The organism is Aurantivibrio plasticivorans, from assembly GCF_055392955.1.
In genome coordinates this window covers 3533446-3555750 of sequence record NZ_AP036020.1, presented here as the reverse complement: position 1 = coordinate 3555750, position 22305 = coordinate 3533446, and the positions used below count along the sequence as shown (strand labels likewise).

At 46.7% G+C, this 22305-nt stretch carries 21 protein-coding genes; 9 read left to right on the top strand and 12 right to left on the bottom strand.

Features of this window, described 5'->3' with window-relative positions; all coding sequences use genetic code 11:
* Positions 1–5 precede the first annotated feature (5 nt).
* The 4 genes from ACZ5NB_RS15840 to ACZ5NB_RS15825 all read left to right on the top strand — a co-directional run bounded on the left by ACZ5NB_RS15840 (position 6) and on the right by ACZ5NB_RS15825 (position 6530).
* Positions 6–782 (top strand): hypothetical protein, encoded by a 777-nt coding sequence (locus tag ACZ5NB_RS15840; RefSeq protein ID WP_464107577.1) that lies wholly within the window; start codon positions 6–8, stop codon positions 780–782.
* The gene (locus ACZ5NB_RS15835) at positions 775–3861 is read left to right on the top strand and encodes a type I restriction endonuclease subunit R (protein WP_460233233.1); all 3087 of its coding nucleotides are present in this window, start codon (positions 775–777) and stop codon (positions 3859–3861) included. The genes ACZ5NB_RS15840 and ACZ5NB_RS15835 overlap by 8 nt, the downstream gene beginning before the upstream one ends.
* A 1-nt stretch (position 3862) precedes the next feature.
* Complete coding sequence (locus ACZ5NB_RS15830) at positions 3863–4579, top strand: M48 family metallopeptidase (protein ID WP_460233232.1); 717 nt, start codon at positions 3863–3865, stop codon at positions 4577–4579.
* A gap of 721 nt (positions 4580–5300) precedes the next feature.
* On the top strand, positions 5301–6530 hold the full coding sequence (locus ACZ5NB_RS15825; RefSeq protein ID WP_464107576.1) for a tyrosine-type recombinase/integrase: 1230 nt from the start codon (positions 5301–5303) through the stop codon (positions 6528–6530).
* Between the two features lie 77 nt (positions 6531–6607).
* Here the strand turns inward: ACZ5NB_RS15825 and ACZ5NB_RS15820 are convergent, their stop codons facing one another.
* Entirely contained in the window at positions 6608–7819 is a 1212-nt protein-coding gene (locus tag ACZ5NB_RS15820; RefSeq protein ID WP_464107575.1) for a helix-turn-helix domain-containing protein, read from the bottom strand.
* Between the two features lie 4 nt (positions 7820–7823).
* Positions 7824–8489 carry a hypothetical protein gene (locus tag ACZ5NB_RS15815; protein ID WP_460233229.1) on the bottom strand — a complete coding sequence of 222 codons (666 nt, stop codon included), beginning with the start codon at positions 8487–8489 and terminating at the stop codon, positions 7824–7826.
* A gap of 493 nt (positions 8490–8982) precedes the next feature.
* Here ACZ5NB_RS15815 and ACZ5NB_RS15810 point away from each other — a divergent pair, with 493 nt between their 5' ends.
* Together ACZ5NB_RS15810 and ACZ5NB_RS15805 are read left to right on the top strand one after the other, a co-directional pair.
* A complete protein-coding gene (locus tag ACZ5NB_RS15810) occupies positions 8983–9870 on the top strand; it encodes an Abi family protein (protein WP_460233228.1) in 888 nt (295 codons plus the stop codon).
* A 109-nt stretch (positions 9871–9979) separates the two neighbouring features.
* A complete protein-coding gene (locus tag ACZ5NB_RS15805) occupies positions 9980–11188 on the top strand; it encodes an IS256 family transposase (protein ID WP_460233227.1) in 1209 nt (402 codons plus the stop codon).
* 48 nt (positions 11189–11236) lie between these two features.
* Here the strand turns inward: ACZ5NB_RS15805 and ACZ5NB_RS15800 are convergent, their stop codons facing one another.
* Genes ACZ5NB_RS15800 through ACZ5NB_RS15790 form a run of 3 tightly spaced genes read right to left on the bottom strand, consistent with a single transcriptional unit; the run spans position 11237 to position 13405 of the window.
* Positions 11237–11452 carry a hypothetical protein gene (locus tag ACZ5NB_RS15800; RefSeq protein ID WP_460233226.1) on the bottom strand — a complete coding sequence of 72 codons (216 nt, stop codon included), beginning with the start codon at positions 11450–11452 and terminating at the stop codon, positions 11237–11239.
* Positions 11439–11951 (bottom strand): hypothetical protein, encoded by a 513-nt coding sequence (locus tag ACZ5NB_RS15795; protein ID WP_460233225.1) that lies wholly within the window; start codon positions 11949–11951, stop codon positions 11439–11441. The genes ACZ5NB_RS15800 and ACZ5NB_RS15795 overlap by 14 nt, the downstream gene beginning before the upstream one ends.
* 14 nt (positions 11952–11965) lie before the next feature.
* Positions 11966–13405, bottom strand: coding sequence for a MobA/MobL family protein (locus ACZ5NB_RS15790; protein ID WP_460233224.1), 1440 nt, complete (start codon positions 13403–13405; stop codon positions 11966–11968).
* 299 nt (positions 13406–13704) lie between these two features.
* Between ACZ5NB_RS15790 and ACZ5NB_RS15785 the strand changes: the two genes are divergently transcribed.
* Together ACZ5NB_RS15785 and ACZ5NB_RS15780 are read left to right on the top strand one after the other, a co-directional pair.
* Complete coding sequence (locus ACZ5NB_RS15785; RefSeq protein WP_460233223.1) at positions 13705–14058, top strand: hypothetical protein; 354 nt, start codon at positions 13705–13707, stop codon at positions 14056–14058.
* Entirely contained in the window at positions 14012–16333 is a 2322-nt protein-coding gene (locus ACZ5NB_RS15780) for a DotA/TraY family protein (RefSeq protein ID WP_460233222.1), read from the top strand. Before ACZ5NB_RS15785 ends, ACZ5NB_RS15780 begins: the two co-directional genes overlap by 47 nt.
* Here ACZ5NB_RS15780 and ACZ5NB_RS15775 read toward each other — a convergent pair.
* The 6 genes from ACZ5NB_RS15775 to ACZ5NB_RS15750 form a co-directional block, all read right to left on the bottom strand.
* A complete protein-coding gene (locus ACZ5NB_RS15775) occupies positions 16330–16719 on the bottom strand; it encodes a hypothetical protein (RefSeq protein WP_460233220.1) in 390 nt (129 codons plus the stop codon). The two genes, ACZ5NB_RS15780 and ACZ5NB_RS15775, sit on opposite strands and share 4 nt — an antisense overlap.
* Positions 16720–16873: 154 nt before the next feature.
* Positions 16874–17176: a hypothetical protein gene (locus tag ACZ5NB_RS15770; protein ID WP_464107574.1), complete on the bottom strand. Its 303-nt coding sequence runs from the start codon at positions 17174–17176 to the stop codon at positions 16874–16876.
* 58 nt (positions 17177–17234) lie between these two features.
* A complete protein-coding gene (locus tag ACZ5NB_RS15765; RefSeq protein WP_460233216.1) occupies positions 17235–17582 on the bottom strand; it encodes a helix-turn-helix domain-containing protein in 348 nt (115 codons plus the stop codon).
* A gap of 131 nt (positions 17583–17713) precedes the next feature.
* Positions 17714–18658: a replication protein C, IncQ-type gene (gene repC / locus ACZ5NB_RS15760; RefSeq protein ID WP_460233214.1), complete on the bottom strand. Its 945-nt coding sequence runs from the start codon at positions 18656–18658 to the stop codon at positions 17714–17716.
* On the bottom strand, positions 18645–19487 hold the full coding sequence (locus ACZ5NB_RS15755) for a helicase RepA family protein (protein ID WP_460233213.1): 843 nt from the start codon (positions 19485–19487) through the stop codon (positions 18645–18647). Before ACZ5NB_RS15755 ends, repC begins: the two co-directional genes overlap by 14 nt.
* Positions 19484–19687, bottom strand: coding sequence for a helix-turn-helix transcriptional regulator (locus tag ACZ5NB_RS15750; protein ID WP_460233212.1), 204 nt, complete (start codon positions 19685–19687; stop codon positions 19484–19486). Before ACZ5NB_RS15750 ends, ACZ5NB_RS15755 begins: the two co-directional genes overlap by 4 nt.
* Before the next feature lie 72 nt (positions 19688–19759).
* Here ACZ5NB_RS15750 and ACZ5NB_RS15745 point away from each other — a divergent pair, with 72 nt between their 5' ends.
* Entirely contained in the window at positions 19760–20863 is a 1104-nt protein-coding gene (locus ACZ5NB_RS15745; protein ID WP_460233211.1) for a hypothetical protein, read from the top strand.
* On the opposite strand, the gene ACZ5NB_RS15740 is transcribed toward ACZ5NB_RS15745, so the two are convergent.
* A complete protein-coding gene (locus ACZ5NB_RS15740; protein WP_460233210.1) occupies positions 20860–22302 on the bottom strand; it encodes a hypothetical protein in 1443 nt (480 codons plus the stop codon). The genes ACZ5NB_RS15745 and ACZ5NB_RS15740 overlap by 4 nt on opposite strands.
* Positions 22303–22305: the final 3 nt, after the last annotated feature.

Genomic DNA, 22305 nt, shown 5'->3' with positions numbered 1-22305 from the left:
AAACAATGGCGATACAGGGATTGGAATTATTTAAACAACGATTTGCCGCATACAATAATCAGTTTACGTTAATTGGTGGTGTGGCTTGCCACCTTGCCCTTGAAGAAGCAGGTTTGCCGTTTCGCGCTACCAAAGACCTGGATATTGTATTGTGTGTCGAAGTGCTGACGCCAGAATTCGCTAATGCATTGAGGGCGTTTATTGAAGAAGCGGGTTACCGGGATAGGCAAATTGGGGAGAACGAACACCAGCAACAGTTTTATCGCTTTCAGAATCCGCAAAGTAAAGACTACCCGTTTATGCTGGAATTGTTTTCTCGCGCTCCGGATGGTGTGATTCTTCAAGGTCAAACCCTGTTAACGCCAATTCCCATGGGTGAACAGGCGGAAAGTTTATCGGCGATCTTATTGGATGCGGATTATTACCAATGTGTTTCGCAGGGGCGGGAGATAATCGATGAGGTGCCGATTCTTGGGCCGGAATATATTCTCCCGTTTAAAGCTAAAGCCTGGCTGGATCTTACCGAGCGTCGAGAGAAGGGCGAGCAGATTGACTCCAAAAATATAAAGAAGCATCGCGGAGATATATTCAGGTTGTACGGCGTGCTGTCACCGCAACAAAGAGTCGCCATACCGTCGAGTATTCAAGCAGATTTTGGAAAGTTTCTTGACGCGATGGCCAGCGAAGACGTTTTGAATATTAAAGACTTCGGTATAAAAACGCAGCGTTTGAGCGACGTACTTGCCACGCTGCGCATAATTTATGGGCTGAACAATGACTAAAGTTGGGCAAAAAGAGCGGGCTACACAAAATCGCTTGATCCAGTTCTTTAAAAAAGAATTGGGGTATCGCTATTTGGGCAATTGGGAAGACCGACCGAATAACAAAAATATTGAGGTCGATATTCTCACCCAGTGGTTGCAAAAGCGCGGCGTGAGTGAGGTGTTAATTACGCGGGCGTTGCGCAAGCTGGATGTTGAAGCCGCGCTTGGCGAAGGTAAAAAGCTCTATTACGCCAACAAAGAGGTGTACCGGTTATTGCGCTATGGCGTTAAAGAAAAAGAAGGCGCCGGGCACCAGAATGAAACTGTGTGGTTGATCGACTGGGAAAACCCGGAAGCCAATGATTTTGCCATCGCCGAAGAGGTATCGATTAAAGGCGAAAATAAAAAACGACCGGACCTAGTGTTGTATGTCAACGGCATTGCGTTGGGTGTTATCGAGTTGAAGCGTTCTTCAGTTAACGTGAGTGAGGGCATTCGCCAGAATCTCGACAACCAAAAGAAAGATTTTATTCGCAATTTTTTCACCACCGTTCAGTTGGTGATGGCGGGGAATGACACGCAAGGGTTACGTTACGGCACCATCGAAACTCAGGAGAAGTATTATCTGGAGTGGAAGGAGCCGGCAGATCAGCCCATTGATAATAAACTCGACTTCCATTTGCGTTGTACGTGTAACAAGCAGCGCTTCTTGCAAATTATCCACGACTTTATTGTGTTTGATGCGGGCGTTAAAAAGACGTGTCGGCACAATCAATTTTTCGGTATTGAGGCCGCAAAGAACCATATTGCCAAACGGGAAGGCGGCATTATTTGGCATACCCAGGGTTCCGGTAAAAGTTTAACCATGGTGTGGCTGGCGAAATGGATTCGCGAAAATATCCGTGATGCGCGTGTGTTGATTGTAACGGATAGAACCGAACTGGATGAGCAAATTGAGACCGTCTTTACCGGAGTCGATGAAGATATTTACCGCACCAAAAGCGGCGCGGATTTGGTGAACACACTCAACAAAGCAAACCCGTGGTTGTTGTGTTCTTTGGTGCATAAGTTTGGTCGTCATGCTGATGATGACAACGCAGAAGCGGCCGACAGTTTTATTGAAGAGCTAAAGCGCTCTTTGCCAAAAGATTTTCGTGCTAAAGGCAATCTGTTTGTGTTTGTGGATGAATGTCACCGTACCCAGTCGGGGAAATTGCACGAGGCCATGAACAAAATTCTGCCGGATGCCATGTTTGTTGGCTTTACCGGCACGCCACTGATGAAGCGCGATAAGAAGCTTTCTATCGAAGTGTTTGGCCCTTTTATTCATACCTATAAGTTTGATGAGGCGGTTGAAGATGGCGTAGTGCTGGATTTGCGTTATGAAGCGCGCGATATTGACCAGCACCTAACCTCAGAAAAGAAAGTGGATGAATGGTTTGAGTTGAACACGCGAGGTTTGTCGCCGGTTGCGAAAACCCAACTCAAACAGAAATGGGGCACCATGCAGAAGGTGCTATCGAGCAAGTCGCGACTGGAAAAAATCGTTGCCGATATTTGGCTCGATATGAAAAAACGCCCACGCCTAATGGATGGCCACGGCAATGCCATGTTGGTATGTGCCAGTGTGTATCAGGCCTGTAAGGTGTATGAATTATTCAGTGCGACCGATCTTGCAGGTAAGTGCGGCATTGTCACCAGCTATTTACCGCTGGCTGGCGAAATAAAAGGCGAGGAAGCGGGTGAGGGTAAAACCGAAAAGCTCTTCAAATACGATATTTATCGAAAAATGTTAGCTGAGTTTTTTGATCAATCGGAAGAGGAAGCGGCCAAGCGCGTTGAAGAATATGAAACGGAAGTAAAAAAACGCTTCATCAAAGAACCGGGCCAAATGAAGCTGTTGATAGTGGTGGATAAATTACTCACGGGTTTTGATGCACCGTCGGCGACCTATTTGTACATTGATAAGCAAATGCAGGACCACAATCTGTTTCAAGCGATTTGCCGAGTGAACCGGCTCGATGGCGATGATAAGCAATATGGTTACATCGTCGACTATAAGGATTTGTTTAAATCGCTGGATAAAGCGATTAAAGACTACACCGCCGGTGCATTTGAAGGCTACGACAAGGAAGATGTTGCCGGTTTATTGAAAGACCGCCTAAAGCAAGCGCGCATTGATTTGGGAAATGCACTGGAGGCTGTTGAGGCCTTATGCGAACCGGTGAAGTACCCGCGCGAAACCAAAGATTTTGAGCACTACTTTTGTGGCGAGTCGGGTAAAAACCAGGACGAGCTGACCGAAAAAGAAAGTTTACGCGTTACCTTGTATCAAACTGTGGCGAAGTTGTTGCGTGCCTATGCGAATATCGCCAATGAGATGTTGCAAGCCGGATTTACCCAAGACCAGGCCGCGTTGATGCGTACTCGTGTCGCGTACTTCGAAAAGGTGCGCGACGAAATTAAATTAGCCAGTGGTGACTTGCTGGATATGAAGCGCTTTGAACCAGCAATGCGTCACCTGCTGGATATGTACATTCGCGCAGACGATAGTGAAGTACTGATGGATTTTGAGGACTTAGGATTAATTGAGTTAATCATTCAAAAAGGAGAAGAAGCGTTTCCGGAAAAAATGCGGCGCGACAAAGAGGCGGTGGCTGAAGGTATTGAGAATAATATTCGTAAAACCATCGTCGATGAAAACCCGGTAAACCCGAAATACTATGAGCAGATGTCGACACTGTTGGACGAGCTTATTGAATTGCGCCGGAAGAAAGCGATTGAGTATCAGGAGTACCTGGAAAAAATTCGCGCCTTGGCGCGTCGTGTTGTACATCCAGAGGACACCGCAAAAGCCAACTATCCTCAATCGATGGATAGCCCCGCGAAGCGTTCACTTTACGATAACTTGGGTAAAGATGAAGCCCTGGCCATCAAAATTGATACGGCGATACGTTTGACTAAAAAGGCGATGTGGAAGGGCGATAAGTTTAAAGAGCGCGAGATCGCCAATGCAATTAATGAAGTGAGTGGTGAATACCATTTAGATATGGAAGTGTTGATGGATTTGATTAAAGCGCAATCGGAGTATGAGTAGTATGAGCGCAATGACGATTGGCAAAATGGCGCTTTCATTGAATCGCAAGTTGATCAAGAATTTACACATCAGTGTTTTGCCTCCAGATGGTAAAGTGCGGGTTTCGGCTCCTAATCATTTAAGTGATGCCGCCATACGCATGGCCGTTGTTTCTAAAATCCCCTGGATCAAAAAGCAACAGGCGGAATTCGCGAGCCAGGCGAGAGAATCCGCACGGGAGATGGTAACGGGGGAGACGCATTACGTGTGGGGTAAACGATTGCGACTTGAAGTGGTTACTGTTTCGGGCAAGCAACAACTTAAAAAGCAAGGTGCGAGTAAGCTTAAACTCGCTGTAAACCCTGACGCTACCGTTTCCAAGAAGCAAGCACTATTAACGGAGTGGTATCGCGACCAGCTAAAAGAAGCAATTCCCCGCCTCTTAGTGAAATGGGAGCGCAAGCTCGGTGTTAAGGCGTCCAGTTGGGGCGTTAAAAAAATGAAAACCAAATGGGGCAGCTGCAACACTCAAAGACAGAGCATTTGGCTGAATTTGGATTTGGCGAAAAAGCCGCCGGAATGTCTGGAGTTTATTTTGGTTCATGAGCTTGTTCATTTGTTGGAGAGAAGCCACAACGAACGATTTAAAAGCTATATGGATAAGTTTTTACCGGATTGGCGTGAGCGACGAGCGTTATTAAATCGAATGCCGTTGGCACATGAAAATTGGCAGTATTAAAAAAGTGGGTGAAAGAGTTTTTGGGCTGATTATTAAACAGCAGCGTCCATGCTTGATGTTGACAAAATGCCCATCTCTGCCGAATCAGGGCTGGGATTTGTAAAAAGCGGGCCACTCTTTGCGTTCTATGCCACTATAGTTTGGCCAAAGCGGCCAAACTATGGTTACAAGAACAAAACCACCCGAAGGTGGTTTTATGGATGGTGGTCCCTCGGAGATTGGGTGTGTGGGCCAATCCGTGGTTTATAGAGAGTGAGTCGACTGCTGCTTGATCGGAGTCACAGAGTGAATCAAAAACCTTGTGGGTTTTTGACCCTGCGGGCTTCGCGCTAAAAAAACAGCGCTCGTTGCTGAATGCTGGATCGCAATGGACTCGCACATCCTTGTGCTCGGGCCTTTGGCCCATCTTCGTGAGCTCAGATGCCCAAAAATATTCCCGATATTTTTGTAGTGAACTGTACCAGTGTGCGAACGAAGTCTGTGAGTGATCACCATCCATAAAAAAACCACCCGAAGGTGGTTTTATGGATGGTGGTCCCTCACAGACTTGAACTGTGGACCAATCGATTATGAGTCTGCGTAAAACATATAATCCGGTATCACACAAAATCACAATATATAACTAAGTTATTGTTTCTAAAGGTTTTAATATACATGTAGGTCACGCTATGTAATATGAGATCTTATTGTGATGTAACCCCTGTGTAACCCCGGAGTAAACGTGGAACGACAATTCAATTTTACCAAGCAAGCCATAGAAGAGTTGCCCTTGCCTGATTCCCGGATCGAGTACCGGGATGAAAAGATCTCCGAACTGCGCCTGCGGATAACCTCAACTGGGGTGAAGAGCTTCTCGGTGTTCAAGCGTGTTTCGGGAGGCAGCCCGGTGCGGATCACACTTGGCAAGTATCCGGGCCTATCACCGGTCAGGGCTCGAACGCTGGCCCTGAAACACCTGGCTGACCTGAGTGACGGGGTGAACCCGAATGAGCAGCGTCGTGTTGAGGCTATGTCTGCCGTTACACTGGGAGAAGCCTTTGAAGGCTACAAGCTTGCTCGTCAACTCAAGGTGTCCACATTGAGGGGATATGAGGGTGTGGTAAGCAACCACCTTAAGAAGCTTGTGGATAAACCTCTAAAGGACATTGATCGCCGGGTGATTGTCGACATCCATGCGGGCATTGTCTCCAAGGCCCAGGCAGACCTGACAATGCGAGTGCTGCGGGCGATATTCAATTTTGCCAAGTATGAATACTGCCACCAGGATGGCTCCTCGTTATTTCCCGAAAACCCGGTTGAGATTCTCTCCCACCGCAAGCAATGGAACAATGTTCGGCGCAAGCAGACACATCTCCGTCCCGGTGAGCTGCCAGTTTTTTATAAGGCCTTACAGGAAGTGAGACAGAAGGAGACGCCAACCGGAAAATCCATTTGTGATGCCATGTTATTCGCTATCTATACTGGGCTTCGGCTCAGCGAAATATTTGGGCTGAAATGGTCAGAAGTGGATTTACGAGCAGCTATTTTTACAATTCCCGAGGATGAAACAAAAAACGGACGGCCTTTAGAGTTGCCAATCACCAAGTATATTGATGAGCTGCTCCGTAGGCAGGAAGGTCGTATCCACTCCGAATATGTATTTGCTGCTGAAAATAAGTATGGCCAGGTGCGGGAGTCTAAGAAAGTGGTGGCCAAGGTCAAGAAGCTATCGGGCACTCATTGTGGTTTCCATGACCTGAGGCGTACTTTTGCCACCACAGCGGAGCACCTGGATGTTGGTAGTTATAAGCTGAAGCGCCTGATGAATCACTCCACTGGGCGAGATGACGTGACAGCGGGGTATGTCATTCTAACGGCAGAGACCCTGCGGCAGTCTGCGGAGAAGATCCAGAACTATTTTGTTAAGCGAATGGCTAGCACAAATGTCGTAGCGTTTACGAAAGTAATCTGAGCGTGAAAAAATTATCGGGGAGAAGGTGAATGCCGTATTTTTTGTCGGCACTCACCGGTATCAAAAAGGGTTGAGGTTTATTTCGTTCTATTTCCGGGAAAGTCGAGAACATTTCCCCCGTTACTGTTTTTAGGCTTGCTGGCATTTTCTTTCAATAATGCTTTCAGCTCCACTAAATTACTTTCGGTTGATTTGGGTGAGAAAAAACCCTTAGGTAATCCGCACAAAGACTCTACTAAATACTCTGAAAGACCAAGCCTGTGAGAGAGTTCAGTTCGACTGAGAACGTTTTGATCAACAAGCATCCTGACGGCTCTGTTTAGCAATCTAGGTTCTTCAAATGGAAACTGATTGTCATATGGTTCGCCTTTTGTCCAGCCTCTTGCTGAACGTCCTTTGAATAATCTCAGCTTCTGGTCGTCATCTATGATGTCAAGCTGGTAGCATCTCATGATCATTGCTGCCACAGAGGTTTTCCAGCGTGGTTTTAACGATAATAATGTCTCTAGCGTTGGCCAACTAACTTCCGCAGAAAACGATTCAGCAGGTAATAAAAAACATCCTGCAAAAAGGTCTGCCTGTCGCTCGATTTCCTTATAGTGTTGCTTAAAAGTCGGTTCATCGACATTTCTGTGAAGTACCAAGTGGCCTAGTTCATGGGCTGCGTCAAATCTATTCCGAATTCCATTTGCTTTATCAGCCGTGACAAAAACATAAGGTCTACCGTCTAACTGGCTCCAATGAGAAACACCGTCCATTTTTAAATAGCCGATCTCAGCGCGTGCGAATATTACGCCGGCATTTTCCAGCGTAAGAACAATATCTGAAATTGGCCCCATGCCCAACTTCCAGGCCTTTCTACACTCGGCAGCCAAAGTTTCAATTTCACCATCGGTGATTTTGAGAAATACTTTTTCTGGTATAGAGGGAACATTAATTTCGGGCCAGTTTACCCATTGGCTCAAAGTATTTGCCATCTCCGCAACCCAATTTAATCGAACCCTCGCCATCTCTCTTGCAGTCTTGGCTGATGATGCGAGTGATCTGAAAAAATAGGGTTCGTTACCATGCTCAGGTGATTTTTTTAAAAACCAATTCATAGGGAATTTTACGGCTTCACCAAGTGCACGAAGTTTATCTTCCTCTGGGGACTGGCTGCCTTTCTCCCAATTTGAGATGGTTGCTGGTGAAACACCAACAAGGGTCGCTAATGCGACCCTTGTTATGCCTAATGATTCTCTAGCCTGGATTAATCTCGCAGGCTGGAATCCGCTAACTCCGGTTCTCATAGCTTTATCCTGACTTTTTCTCGGACGTATGTTCTTCTTTTTGTAGATCGTCTCTTAATGTCGGCCAAGCCTCATCAATGAGGCTTGAATCATGTTCTACCTCATACTCTTGGAGAAGTTCTCGAATAGGAATTTCCAAATGATAACCGGCCCAATCTGTATAAGGCACCGAAATAAATATTTCGCTCGGCGCTGACTGATTTTTGGCTTGTGGGCGAGGATGCAGTACAACAGCTACGATATGTAGCGCGTCATCAAGCTTAGGAGGAGCTGCTTTAAACAGGTCGAACGTCACTGGCTCCAATATTGCGTTTTTCTGGGCAAGAAAACTTCTGTGCTTAGCGGGTCTTGCCCACGCGTTTTCATGCAGCTCAATGTGGCTTAAGGTGACGTTGCCAGAGCACACCACAACATACTGCTCACCTTTAGGGACGGTCTGCAACACTGACGGGCTTCCCTCGGCTAAGGCCCCTGCGAGAGCATCATCTATCATATAGCGTCTCATTTGGGCTCGGGGGCGTGCAGGGTTGGTGTTCTTGAAATCTTCTAGGGCTCTGGCGTTTGCTTTGGCATAAGCTGCGCGTATAGAGTCATCCATAGAAAGGAATAAGCTCCTGTCTACATTGGAGGTGATATAGCGCACCAGGCGAGATTTCAAGCTTTCTGTCATGGGTGGAGAATCTCTTCATTTAGTTAAGCGGAATTATGGTCATAAAAATTTAGTTTTGCAAGTTGTTATGCTATTCTCAGCCTGAAGCTAAGTAAAGAAGGGGTATGGCAATGGCCAGAAAGCGGGTTTCAGTGACTACAGAGTCAAAATCAGGGCGTAATCAGAAGTTCCATGACAACTACACAAATGAGGATATGACTAGGGCCCAATTTGTCAAACAAATCAAGAATGGGAGCTATTCTCAATATCATGTCCGGAATATCAACGGGGTAGAGACACCGGTATCTAATCCAGATTCGAGTAAAAACAATAACTTAGATTGATGGCGGGGGGAATGGATGGCTGGAAAGTAAGAAGCCCCGACACTTTCGCACCGGGGCCTCAATTCAGTCGCCAATTTGTGGGGGCATCACCACTCAACCTTGCGGCTGGCGGGAGAGGAATCCTCACTGGCTATGTGGTAAACATACGATAACAAGCAGGAACTGTCAAGTTGAGAACAATAAACCATACAAAGCTGGAGCCTTACATATCGTCGGCCCGTTTGAATACCTATAGTAACTTTTTTGCCCCTGCTGACCAAATAGAACTATTCGGATGCTACCTGTGGAGCAAAGAGGTTGCCGCGGCCTTTTTCCCGCTTCTCCAGGTGTTGGAAATAACGTTAAGGAACGCTATCCATAAAGAAGCCAGGAGCGCTTTAGGGCCTTACTGGTTTGACAATGTCGCAACAAGGCCCCAAAGAAGGTTGAGTGCTAGCCAGCATCGTCATGTACAGCATCTTGCAGACTCGATTCGAAAAGCAAGAGCGGAGATAAGGCGAGACCTGAATATGCCGCTTACCGCAACAGTTAATGAGGATCGGATAATTGCCAAGGTAACGTTTGGTTTCTGGACAAACCTTTTCAGCGCCGCCTTTGATGTAAATCGAAACCCCAGAGCTCTCTGGCCAAACTTATTGCGGCCAGTATTTCCAAATGCACCTCGAGGGCATAGAGATCGGTCTACGATGCAAAGCAAATTGTTGGCCATCAAGACTTTCAGGAACAAAGCTTTTCACCATGAGCCCATCTGGAATATTGGGCGCCCGGCTGGAGTGATTGATGCGATTAATAAATTGCAGTCTACATGCAATGATATCTCGGATATGATCAAGTGGATTTCCTTGGATTGTCTGGATCTAGCTGAGAAGGCTGGGTATATAAGCACTATTCGGCGGGTTTGTTCCCTTGAGCATTTAGACTATCTCAGGAATCCAGGTGAAAATGATAAGCCGTATAGTAAAGTGAAGCGCGAGCTAAGAAGCATTATCCGGCAACCCAATCACACGACTAATATAGTTTTAAATGGGTTAAGCAAAGGGAAGATACTTGGGAGTTGAGAGTAAGGAATTGCCGAAAACCTTAAAAAAGTACCTACTGGTTTTCGGGAGACTGTAGCTAAAACTGTGTAACTGCTTATTATTGACCCTAACGAGGAGATGGTAAGCAATGAACCCTAAAGATCTTGAAGCTTTCGCAAAGGAAGCGGCCAAAGCCATTAAAACTGAATCTGACCTTGATGCATTTAGGCAGATGTTAACTAAGGTGACGGTCGAAGCCGCACTGAATGCCGAGCTCGATGAGCACCTTGGTTACGACAAACACGCTCAGTCAACAAACGCCAATAACCGCAATGGTAAATCGCGTAAAACCGTCAAGACAGAGGCGGGTCAGTTTGAATTAGAAACGCCTCGTGACCGTGACGGCAGTTTTGAACCCCAGCTTGTACAAAAGGGGCAAACACGATTTACGTCCATGGATGACAAGATCTTAAGCCTCTACGCCAAAGGCATGACCACGCGCGAGATCGTTGCCACCTTCAAAGAAATGTATGGTGCTGATGTTTCGCCGACATTGATATCCCGTGTCACCGATGCTGTTATTGAGCGCGTTGTTGAATGGCAATCTCGGCCGCTTGATCCTGTTTACCCTATTGTCTACCTAGACTGTATCGTCCTTAAAATCAGGCAGGATAAGCAGGTGATCAACAAGTCGGTTTACCTAGCTCTCGGTGTGACCATGGAAGGCCATAAAGAACTGCTAGGCATGTGGATCTCAGAAAATGAAGGCGCTAAATTCTGGCTAAACGTCTTAACCGAGCTACAAAATCGCGGCCTGCAAGATATTCTGATTGCGTGTGTTGACGGCTTAAAAGGCTTTCCAGATGCGATCAACAGCGCCTACCCCAACACACGTATTCAGCTATGCATTGTGCACATGGTGAGAAACTCCGTGAGGTATGTTCCTTGGAAGGACTACAAGGCCGTTACAGCGGATTTAAAACGGATTTACCAATCCGCCACTGAGGATGAAGCGCTACTCGCGCTGGATCAGTTCTCGGAGCGTTGGGATGCAAAATATCCGCAAATATCACGCAGCTGGCGAAGCCACTGGCACAACCTGAACACGCTGTTTAGCTATCCGCCAGAAATACGCAAAGCAATTTATACCACCAACGCCATCGAGTCTCTCAATAGCGTGATTCGCAAAGCGATTAAAAAACGAAAATTATTTCCAACAGACGACTCGGCTAAAAAAGTCGTCTTTTTGGCAATTATGGACGCTTCGAAAAAATGGACGATGCCGATTAGAAATTGGAAGGCCGCACTAAATCACTTTATGATTGAATTTGACGAGCGATTAAGTGACTATGTTTAACCAGCAGTTACACAGAATTATTTACAGTCTCGTTTTCGGCATATCGGGCTAATTGCGATTTTCGTCATCAAATAAGGCGGCTAAGTCATTAACATCTGGGCTGTCTTTGCGGTTTTCGGCAATGGTGCGGTTTTCAGTACATTTGGTCGAATTTTGAGTGCTGTTTCCGGCATTCATGCGCTTTTCAGCACTTTGGCGCTTGCTCTCGGCCAGGTCGGCTTTCCACTCTTTGAGCCTATCTTCGTCTAGTTCAAGCTTGATCATCTTCTAGCTCCTCTTGGTCTAGGTAGTGTTTGTATAGAAGTAAGTACTGTTCATCATTGATGACGCCTTTACCGCGGGCACCGTCAATGAACTCCTGAAGTTTGTTTAGCGGTAATATTCTTGAAGTTGCTGAGGCCAGTGCAGCTGCTGCAAGCGTGTGCTCGGGTACAAATTTTTTTTCGGGCTCTTTACCGGCCTCAAAAGTTTCCAAGATACTCAGGGCATAGGGTATTTCGCCCACGCCATCAGCTACAACATGAACGCCGTAGTTTTCGGTTTCGTTACCGTGCCCTGTTTTAAACCTAATATCGCTAAGCCGCAAGGACTCTACGATAGTTTTGAGTTCGGGTTCTGGGTGAAGGCCCTCACGATATATTGTTACTTGTAGCTTGCATCCAAGGCGGCTTTGAAGGGCTTGCACCTTTTGCATTACCTCTTCACGCCGTTCTTCTGACGTGATTTTGGTTAGGTCGACTGCACCATATGATTTACTGGTCATAGGCTTATCCTCCACTAAATTTTAGGGCCGCTTGCGGGCCTATTGTCTTGCCCAGAAGGGGCAGATTTTGATTTTCCGAAATGATTGCCGCTCTCAAATTTTGCTTTGTCTTCTTGTTTTAAGGTTTCATTATTTTTTTCAAAAGCTTTTGCTGTTTGTTGATCTGTCGCCAAGCCCGCTTTAGGCAGCTGGTCTGTCAGTTTTTTGAGGTCGCCTTCTGTCGGTTTATAGCCTTTTACTTCGATGCCCATCATTTGTCCTTGCGCCCAAATTCGGCGTCGGTATTCCTCGTCACCAAAAGCACGAATTTCCTTCCAATCTCCTGCTGCAACCTTGGCTTGTGCTAGTTCTAGCTCTGCCGCCAATGCCCATTCGCTCATGGTTTTCGAGTAAATGGCAATACCTTTATCTCTGAAGGCTTCCTCGCCCTTTTTGTGGCCTGCGCCCCAGCGATAAATGCCTTCGATGTCTGGTTTAAACATATCGATAACACGGCCTTTATTTGGATCGATTCGGACTGGTTTCCAGTAGTCATCTAGCTCCAATTGAATTGGTGTTTTACTCATCTCTGCCTCGGCTTTTTCTGCGTCTTCGTGAGAGCTAGCAAGGCCACAATGTGTGCGGACTAGTTGTTTGGATTGGCTAAGTTTTTCGGCTTCGTTTTTCATTTTCAGTCTCCTGACGTCACTGTGGTTTTCACCTAAACTGATTATGTTGTTTAGGTGTTTGATAGATTCATTAATTGCCCACCTTTGGGCGTTCTGGATATAACCCATTCGAGCTAGTTGAGTATCTATAGGCCCAACGTGTAATTGAGGTATTTTGTCTGTGATGCCTTGCGCTTTTAATGAGAGATGACTAATGCGTTCTTCCAGTCCGCAAGCAGCAAGTTCAGAATTAACAATGTCGGCCCATTTTTTACGCACCATTTCAATTTGTTGTTTTCCAGTAGGAAGACCGTTTTGTCTTAGTCTTTCATCCTTCCAATTCATCTGAATTTTGTTCTTGCTTAAGACCCCATTCTCTTTCATCGCTCGAGTGGTCATAAGTAGGTGCGCGTGTATGTTTCTGTGATCCCCTTTTCTTCCTGGTGCATGCACACAGACGTCAATTGCAGAGCCATATTTACGCACTAAAAATTCAGCGAATTCACCGATTATTTTTCTGTGAGAATCTCTTCCTAGTTCTTGTGGAAGGGCGAGTTGCCACTCTCTTGCTACACGTGCGTTTTTTGCAGGTTCAGACGTTTCGGCTAAGTTCCATAACTCGGATCTTGATAGTCCTGAGTGATTAAACATAAATCTATCAAGTACGCCTTTTTTTCTTTCAAAATCATGTGTTGCACCGGTACGCTCATCAATGATTTTTATGGCTGCACGATACGCAGAAGCGGCAGTTGCACTCCTTCCTTTTGACCTAGAAATATTTATATTTTGACAATAAAAAATCGCCACTTTTCGCACCATTAACTTGCTTTTTTTGCGCAGCAAAAACGCATTGACTCGGAACGAGTCGTATATGCGCTCTTAGCCAGAGAGGCAGTTCGTGCCGAACATATAACTCTTTCTTTGTAAAAAGCTTCCATCGTGCATCTGAGCTGCGAGTTAAAATAATTTGCCTTTTCTTAAATTAAAAAATATCTTCACGCAATATAAAACACCACAAAAAACTCCACTTTTTGAAAGTTTTTTATTTTTAAGTGTTGCGCCATATGAAAAACTTTGTATGAAAATTTATTGAGTGGAGAGTATTGATGTCGAGACTAAAACCATCTGAGGAAAAGCGACTTCGCGAACTGGCCGAAAGGGATAAGCGGATTGCGGCGGAGCTACAAAAACATGATCAGGCAACTGCTGCATTAACAGATTTGTTGACGCAGCAAAAAGCGCAAAACAGGAAAGCAAGAAATAGAGAGCTTATGCTCTTAGGGGCCGCCGTAATGTCTGAATGCGAAGTTAACCACGATGTAAAAAAAGCAATCACCAAACTGGTCAACAAACACTTATCAAGAATTTCGGATCGTGAATTCATTGCATCTCGCGGCTGGGAGGTACTAGAAAATGAAGATAGTAAATTCACTACTTCTGATAGCACTGTTTCTAATTAGTGGAAGTGCTATAGCTCAAACCACCTCGATTACTGATGTCCAGTCGACCGACAAAAGCATCGAGTATTTACGATATATCTTTGGGGATGTCGTAAACATAATTACCGGGGGTACGGGGCCATCAAGTGCTGATTCCGTGCTTGGAGCAATGTCTGAAATATTGAACACCGGAATGCTCGTTTTTACCGGATTAATGGTCGGGTATATTTTTCTTACGGGAGTGTTGAATTCCGCTCACGAAGGCAATCCGTTGGGAAAAATGTATTCGACCATGTGGGTTCCTTTACGGATGGTAGTCGCATTGTCATTAGTCTTACCGTTTTCAGGAGGCTATTCTACGATGCAAATAGGTGTGCTTTGGTTAGCTGGTCACGGTGTTGGCCTTGCTAATTCAACATGGAATTCCGCGTTAGATCACATGAGCGGGACAGGTACATTTTATCCGCCTCAAATTAGTGTCGATTACGAAAGTACTGCAATGCAGATATTGAATTCTCGCGTCTGTATGCATGGTATTAATGTGGCGGATAGGCATATTAATATTGAAGAGCACCCTGTTGAAATTGTGGAGGGCCAGTCAGTTACAGATCTTAGGGTCGCAAGCGAAACCGGTTCTGTTGAAATTCCAGTTCAGCACACCGTTATGCAGCGTTACGCTAGCCGTTACAATCTGGTTGAAGCTGGCTTGGCTTATGGTAGTGCCTGGTTGTCGGGTTTTCCTAATGGAGTTCCGAGAAATTACGGCTCCAATCCATGTGGTTCAATTAAGCTGGAGTTCGCTGAAATTGATGAGGGCTCAGCAATTGATTCAGCTGTTCGTGAGTTCCAAGCAAGGGTTATCGAAATACACGCTGATTTGGATGAGGATCTCGACCCTCTCGCGCGTCAAATTGTACAAAAGGCGGTTGATGATACTTCCGCAGATCCTGACCCATTGGCTTACAACCAAGCTGTACAAACCTTTAAGGACGAATACGAGCAAGCGGTAAATCGAGCTATGTCCGACATCGCCACATTGAGGATAAACAAATGGGCTAGTGGAAACCCGGATGCTGCCGGAACAACTATTGGTGCGCGAGATGCAGGTTGGATATCTGTTGGTGCTTGGTACTGGGATCTCCAGCGCGTGAATGCGGAGACTCAGCGGATGGTGTCTGTTGTTGCTGAGTTGACTGGGCCTACATCCAAAGCCATAGAAAATGACGACTACTCTATGTTTGAGAATGCGTTGGCATCGTATGGCCAAAATATGAGTGTTACAAGCGGAAATGGTGCTGTTGTAAATGCAATGGAACGCTCTTCCTATGCTGAAAATAATGACAGCCTAAATTTCGTTATGAATCGTGTGGAAAGTGTTATTAATCATGCGCTGTCCGAACCTGATCCTATTTCTGGTATGGCTAATGTAGGGCACATGATCATTGGTAGTTTTGAGGTTGCGTTAGCTGGAGCCTTCTTAACTGACCTTGCAGCATGTGTGGCAGACGATACATCGGAAGCCGTTGGCGGGCTAATTGGAGGGGGAGCTCGGCCAGTGACAAGCACTTTATGCCGCATGACAAATAAAACGTTATGGGCTTTAGTCGGCGCTGGAATGCTTCTAATACCGATTGCTTTGATGCTCGCGTTTTACCTTCCCGCAACACCAATGATATTGTGGATTATGGGAGTTGCAGCGTGGTTCGTTTTGCTTATAGAGGCTGTTATTGCAGCGCCTGTCTGGGCTGTCAGTCATATTTTTCCTGAGGGAAATGGTTTTATCGGTGAGCGAGCAAAGGCTGGATATATGGTTGCGCTGAGCCTTTTCTTGCGGCCAACGCTGGCTATATTCGGATTTGTAGCCGGTATGCTGTTGGTGATAGTTATGGCCAAAGTACTGATGCTTCTGTTTCTGCCGGCCATGTCTGGAATGCTCGGGGATTCAATGAGCGGTGTTGTAACACTATTTGCAATGCTCGCAGTTTTTACCTCAGTACTGATACAGATCAGCCATAGAAGTTTTGGATTAATCCACGAAATTCCCGATAAGATTTTGCGGTACGTAGGTGGTGGACAAGAAAACTTGGGTGAAGCGGCTCAAGAGCAGCAGGGGCGATCTATTTTTGTTGGTGGTGTCGCCAAAGTCGCAAGTGGTGGAGAGCGCGCAATGCGAGGTCGAACCGGGGAAGCAGGTCAAAGCCTCGCCGGTTCAGTTGGCGGAGGTATAAAAACCGCAGCCAGTGCTGCCAAAACTGGTATGTCCAAAATGAGTAAAATGTTGAGTACAAAAAGCTAGCCCCATGTTAACCAGCCAATAACCGTAAAGTAATTTGTAAACTCGGCTACAGGTTCTAGCAAGGATGCGGGAACCACCTGATTAACCCAGTATGCCAGTACGCCGCTAGAAAAAATTGCTGGGTGGCCGAAAATTCCTACGAAACCTTGAATAATAAAAAGCCCAACACAGGCATTCCATGGCAAGTAAATATTTGTCCAGCAGTGAACCTTTCTGCGCATAGGTGGAACAAGGCAAACAACTAAAAGCAAGAGGCTAAACAACCAGGAGGTTCCGTACGCGGAGCTTAAAGCTAATGACTCCCAAACCTGCTGATTCCAAGCCTCATTTGATAGCGTTTCAGCCCATTTGAGGGCTTCTCGGTGACTCATTAATAGATTACTCATGATTTTTCTCGAAATACTGCTGAAGTGCGGCTGGTGCTCTCACCTTTATCATTTTTTACTGCATCGTTCTCACTAAACTCTGTCATAGATTCACCTATTGGATGCCAGCTTGTTGGCCCAGCGGGCCATCTCGCTGGCCCTCATTCCCCAGTCACTATTTGACATAGTTATTCTCCTTGAACACCTGCGCCCAACGGTAGCTGACCCATTTGGAGGCCAGCACCCAAAGTGCGAGGATGATCAGGATTACCTTGGCAAGAGTCTCATGTCCTGGCATGACCATCAGTGTCAGTACATAGGCCACGACTAAAGCCGCTATATAGGTAAGGGCGCTCAATACCATGGAGGCTTGAAACCGCCGTATCGCGTCGGGGCTGGTGTAGCCCCTGCTTTTCATAAAGGCGCAAAAATCCTGGTATCGCTTTTGTCTCATGTTTATCAGGCTATTCCTATCCATATAGACCTCGTAAGGAAATGGGTTTGCGGTGGGCAACGTATATGAGTCATGCAGACTGTCAAATTTGCTGGAAATCGAGTTCTGCCTGCTGATCGTCCGTGGTTTCGCACTCGTCATCAGGGCTTGCTTGCTGCATCACGCGCTCTTTGTTCAGGGCGCCCCAATCAGTAATCTTGTAGTAACCAAATCGACGGCCTCGCACTCGTTCAACCACCATGAAGTATTCCCGATGTAGCCGATCCAGCATGGCGTGAATCGAGCGCTCCGGAATTCCAGTGTTATTGGTTAGCTTCTTCAGGTCTGGCTTCTCGATCTTTTCCAGAGCTACGACAAGAGATAGCACCCTGGTGAAGCTGCGAGTGGGTATTTCCTTCTGATTTGAATGTTCCACGTCATTTGTGGTCATAACATCTCTCCTGTTGAGTGATTGATTGCGAATTTGCATCCACTAAATTTTTGCTTTTCCAAAACTTTTCCTCTTAGGCATAAGCAAATGCCTTTAGGCAATTTGCTACGCCTAGTGGATTATCTGGATAATCATGGATGAACCTCCCCAACTACTCTGAAGCCCTCGTCGTTACAGGGATCGGCTTCATTAGGGCGTGACGGTTGCCGGGGGGATTCGTGACAGTTACCGGGGGCTTTGTGACCGTTATCGTGGGGCGGCCGAGTAATCTCGAACTTGCCCAAGGCGTATTCGCTTACCTTCCACTGAATGCTAATAAGCTCGGGCAGAGACTCTCTGGCCCGTTGCCGACGTTTGCGCATGGTGGTGGCGCTAGCTGGATCTGGCCAGACATAGGAGCACAGCGTATCCAGCTCGATACGGCGAGATCTACCGGGGTCGATCCAGCCGCACAGGCGCTGGTGAATTAGCCGGGCCGCGTCACTTTTGAGGGAGCGCACCTCCCACAGGTTTATTCGAACGTGCTGGTTGCCACCCATCACGGCCTGGGCGATCATTGGATTGAGAGCGACAAACAGCTTGCCTGCTGCATCGTCACTGGCGTACTCAGCCAAGAGTCGGAAACCGCGACGTTTACCGCCTGATAGCGCAATGATCGACACTTTCCATAGCCGCTCGATGCAGTCCCGGATGGGTTTTGTGTCCTCGATGTTGGCGTAGCCAATTTCTTTGGCTAGAGCACGATAGCTGCCTTTGACCACCATGGCATCTTGCTGAATGGCATCCCACTTGGGTTCCATAAACATGCGGAGCTGAAGCCCGGCATCGGTTTTCGGATCTGGGGATAGCACCAGACCGGCGGGGCCAGCCATGGCCACCAAGCCCTGCAGGATGCGCAGGTCGTCTGCGCCCAAGGGTTCTGGCCCACTGAATTCAATTTTTTGGCCTTGGCCAAATTCATAGACTACATCGAGCTTGATAGTTTTCCGCTCACCCCGTTTGAGGCTGCGGAAGAGTCCGGGTGCTAGGCAGTGAGCGGGGTCGTGCCGGGCGTGAGTTAAATCAAACTTCGTCACGGCGAGCCCCTTTGGTTCTGGTGGGCTCAAGGACGGCGGGTTTCAATACCCCACCGTCGTGCCGGCGAAACCAGCGTTCCTTAAAGGGAGGGCCATAGTTGGCCTTGCTGACACCAAAGCGCACGAAGTAACCGCGCTGGGAGTTGTCTACACCCAAGCTCTCGGCTTCCGCCTGGGTCATGCCTGCGAGGTAGGCTTGCCAGCGCACGTTATCGACTAACACCGAAGAGCCCCGGCTGGCCTGCTGCAAATCGCCTGCACCGGACATAGCCGCGCCCTTGCTGGCGTGGTGCAGAAAGACAATAGAGCAGCCCGTTTCTGCCGCGATGGACTCCATAGCGCCTACGACCAGACTCATGGGGCCACTGGCATTCTCTTCCTCGATGTGGAAGCGCCTCAGCGTGTCCAACACCAGCAAGCGGTGTCCATCAGCCACCTTGAGCAGCTCTTTACGCCACTGAGATCCCATGATGTTTGGCATCACGCCAACCAAAGGAAAAATAGTCATCTGGCGTGCGATGAGCTGTTTCTGTTCTTCGCTCAAATGCTTGCCCAGCGCATGTAAGCGGTGGTGAATGGTGATGAGCGGATCTTCGGCGGGTAGGTAAGTCACGGTGCCGTGATTGAGCTCGCCAATCTCCAGTAGGTCTGACCCGCCCGCAATCTGCATAGCCAGTTGGAGTATCAGCATGGATTTTCCGGCACCGCCCGGTGATACCAGAGCGCCGACGGTACCAGCCACCATGTTGGGCAGCACGTAATCAACAGGCTCTGGCGCGGAATTGAAGGCCTCCGCAATATCCAAAGCCTTTGTAAGCAGGGAAGTCACAAGGTGTCTCCATTACTTCTCTGCTCTTTGAGCCAGGCATGAAAAGCTGACTCCGGGAATAACCGTCTCCGGCCAATTTTCACAGACGGTGGCATGGGCTCACCCCTGCTGTGTCGGTTTCGGAGTCCACCTGTAGACATGCAAAGGAGCGAGGCCACTTGTTCGTAAGTGAGGTATCGCTCAGGTTGTTGAGTATCCATCGTTACTCCATATGGCATGAAATAGCATGGTGTGATGATGGATGATTGACTCTAAGGAAGGGTGACTTTAAGGTGTCTTTTAATTTATATGAAAAGGCACTTTTGGCAGTCATGAGAGAGCAAGCGAAATCAGTTTCAGCATTTGCTGCAAATCCTTTACGGGCTCGAATATTGATTCGAGAGCTGGAGCGTAAGTGCCTGGAGGTAAAGCCTTCTGATAGCGGTGAAAAATTTGATCGCTATGAGTATCTCAATCGATTTACTGCTTGCCACAAAGATTCCAAAAAACGTTTTTATCTGCCTCGGCGGCCATTCTTTAGATGGCGCAACGGTGAGGCATTGCCAAACCTGACTACTCGTAAGCTGATCGATGGTCTATTTGATGAGGATCTGGGTAGCAAGTGGGGTGGCCGTAGTACTAATGATCCTGAACAGACGTTGTTAGTAGCGCTGGATTTAATCAGCCGAAGCAACATGCCAAATAACCAAGAGACATTGGCCGAAGCTGAGGAAATTTTGGCCGTGGTTAACTCTGCGGTGTGCGATTTAATTCCCAGAATCCCTAACCTGGAGAGACCGAAATTCACTGCCTACCGGGGCGGCAAGGCCCTGACTTCATCAGTAAACCAAAAATCCAGCCGCTATGCTGTGTGGTTGAAAAAGAGGCCTGTGGCTTATCCATTTATTGCCGAACGAATCAATCCCTATGACTCAGTAAGCCCCCTTTGCGCAGCATTGATGTACCTGGTTAAACCCAACAATCAAACGCACCTACCAGATGATCTTGCACGAGCGCTGCTGCTGGATGTTATTAGTGGTGTAATTGCTGCCTATATCGTGATGCTCCACCGGAATCCTTCGGAGTTCCAAACGGGCGGTCTAGTCGTTGATTTGTATAGGCTTGGCCATCGGCTTTTTCTGTGCAGGAAGGTTGAGATGAGTAAGAAAGATGCGGAGCTGTTGAGAGAAGTTTTCTATAACCGTTTTCCGGAATTTTCAGTTGGAATCGATGAGCTGATAGTTAAGTTTGATAGGTTGATTGAACTGTTTCACAGTTTTATAGGGAAAACAGGCTTGTCCTTTACGGATTTTAATACAGTTCTGAGTCCGGTAGATCCAGATTCCACCACCAATATTCATAAGTGGTGGAGTTTTTCTATTGAAGATAGATGCTAATTTTCGTCAACAATAGGGTCTGCTAACGATTTGATTGGAAAGCCAATTGAGTAGTAATCGATATAATAGCTAGATCCACTTATTATCTTTAATAACACCCTGTGGAAAATTACTTTAAGAATTTTTAATTCTCGAATTAGCTGTATTTCTTTTCCAGCTTCAATTTCTCGACCATGCGCTGCGTTATTTCTTTGCTTCCAAGCCTTTTTTTCATCTTCGGATAGTTTGATTTCAAGATGTTCAAGGAATCGGTCAGTCAATATGCTTTGTGGAGTTTGATTTAACGCGTTTATTTTGTTGGTGAGCACTTCTTTTTCTTCTTCGTTAACTTCAGTTTCTGAAAGAATTCCAACAAGTTTTGGGCGGAAGGCCTTCCATTCAGTTCGTTCCATTAGAGATGTCTGGAAAATTTTTCCGTGGTTTTCGATATATGAATTTTGAAGAGATTCCATGCAGGAACCAAAGTGTACGGCAGCAATATGTATGGGGGCGGTAATGGCATGCCAATATGCCCAAGATAAATGTCCAAATTTTAGCTCTTCATACCTCAGGTAAAGCGAGTTCAATAGGGGCTCTACAATAGTTTTGTCTAGCTCCCCTTGATATGTCTTTCCAGTAGGGCATGGGGGAAGTGTATGCGTAGAAAATGCAGTTCCTCCCATTGAATATGCACTTATCTCTTCGAATGAAATTAAATTCCATTCGAAGTCGAAAGTGCTATGGCCCGTCTCAACTAATGGACGTCCCAAGACAAATGACAAGCAATTCCTGATTTTTTTGCGAATGTCTTTTTCTGGAGGCTCTAGGTAAAGTAGAAAGCCTGACTTTACACCAAGCGATCTTTGGTCTTCGCCGGAGCTAATGAGGTATAGCGAATGTCCTCCAATTGTTAATTGGAGGCATCGACTAGCAGACCCAGTCGTACTTGATCCACATGGTATTTCTACAGTATTGCCTTTGGGGCCAATTGAAATGAGAGTTTGAGTGCTGGTCTCTGTATCTACAGAATCAGGCCAGAGATAATATCCGCTATCAACATTCTCTAGCCTCTCTACTAGATATTTGATGGGGGTTGTATCTTGGGGCTGGATCACAGCCTTGACGGAGCTTACTGATGATAGCTCGGTGCGCTTTGTTTCGCCGTCACGGCTTGTGGTTTCCGTCTTGCTGAAGGGCTGAATTCCTTCCATTATCACCCTGATTCCCGCTCTATTTCTGAGCTCAATAGAGTCTTCATTTATCCTAACAGTCCCTGGTGGATGATCCACAGCCACTGATTTGGCGTCATAGGCTGAGGATGTGGTTAAGATTATGTTGAGCTTCTGATCTCTCTGTACTTTTAACTCATTAATGGGGTGGTGCAAGGGGCCAGCGGTCTCGACTTCAAAAAGCCCTTCATTTATGAACTCTTCCAGAATCCCTTGGTTAAATACATTCATCGT

What these genes read in the sequence shown, in the direction of transcription:
- ACZ5NB_RS15840 (WP_464107577.1), top strand. Translation starts at nt 6, where the DNA reads ATGGCGATACAGGGATTGGAATTATTTAAACAACGATTTGCCGCATAC.
- ACZ5NB_RS15835 (WP_460233233.1), top strand. Translation starts at nt 775, where the DNA reads ATGACTAAAGTTGGGCAAAAAGAGCGGGCTACACAAAATCGCTTGATC.
- ACZ5NB_RS15830 (WP_460233232.1), top strand. Translation starts at nt 3,863, where the DNA reads ATGAGCGCAATGACGATTGGCAAAATGGCGCTTTCATTGAATCGCAAG.
- ACZ5NB_RS15820 (WP_464107575.1), bottom strand. Translation starts at nt 7,819, where the DNA reads ATGAGAACCGGAGTTAGCGGATTCCAGCCTGCGAGATTAATCCAGGCT.
- ACZ5NB_RS15815 (WP_460233229.1), bottom strand. Translation starts at nt 8,489, where the DNA reads ATGACAGAAAGCTTGAAATCTCGCCTGGTGCGCTATATCACCTCCAAT.
- ACZ5NB_RS15805 (WP_460233227.1), top strand. Translation starts at nt 9,980, where the DNA reads ATGAACCCTAAAGATCTTGAAGCTTTCGCAAAGGAAGCGGCCAAAGCC.
- ACZ5NB_RS15800 (WP_460233226.1), bottom strand. Translation starts at nt 11,452, where the DNA reads ATGATCAAGCTTGAACTAGACGAAGATAGGCTCAAAGAGTGGAAAGCC.
- ACZ5NB_RS15795 (WP_460233225.1), bottom strand. Translation starts at nt 11,951, where the DNA reads ATGACCAGTAAATCATATGGTGCAGTCGACCTAACCAAAATCACGTCA.
- ACZ5NB_RS15785 (WP_460233223.1), top strand. Translation starts at nt 13,705, where the DNA reads ATGTCGAGACTAAAACCATCTGAGGAAAAGCGACTTCGCGAACTGGCC.
- ACZ5NB_RS15780 (WP_460233222.1), top strand. Translation starts at nt 14,012, where the DNA reads ATGAAGATAGTAAATTCACTACTTCTGATAGCACTGTTTCTAATTAGT.
- ACZ5NB_RS15775 (WP_460233220.1), bottom strand. Translation starts at nt 16,719, where the DNA reads ATGAGTAATCTATTAATGAGTCACCGAGAAGCCCTCAAATGGGCTGAA.
- ACZ5NB_RS15770 (WP_464107574.1), bottom strand. Translation starts at nt 17,176, where the DNA reads ATGGATAGGAATAGCCTGATAAACATGAGACAAAAGCGATACCAGGAT.
- ACZ5NB_RS15765 (WP_460233216.1), bottom strand. Translation starts at nt 17,582, where the DNA reads ATGACCACAAATGACGTGGAACATTCAAATCAGAAGGAAATACCCACT.
- ACZ5NB_RS15750 (WP_460233212.1), bottom strand. Translation starts at nt 19,687, where the DNA reads ATGGATACTCAACAACCTGAGCGATACCTCACTTACGAACAAGTGGCC.
- ACZ5NB_RS15740 (WP_460233210.1), bottom strand. Translation starts at nt 22,302, where the DNA reads ATGAATGTATTTAACCAAGGGATTCTGGAAGAGTTCATAAATGAAGGG.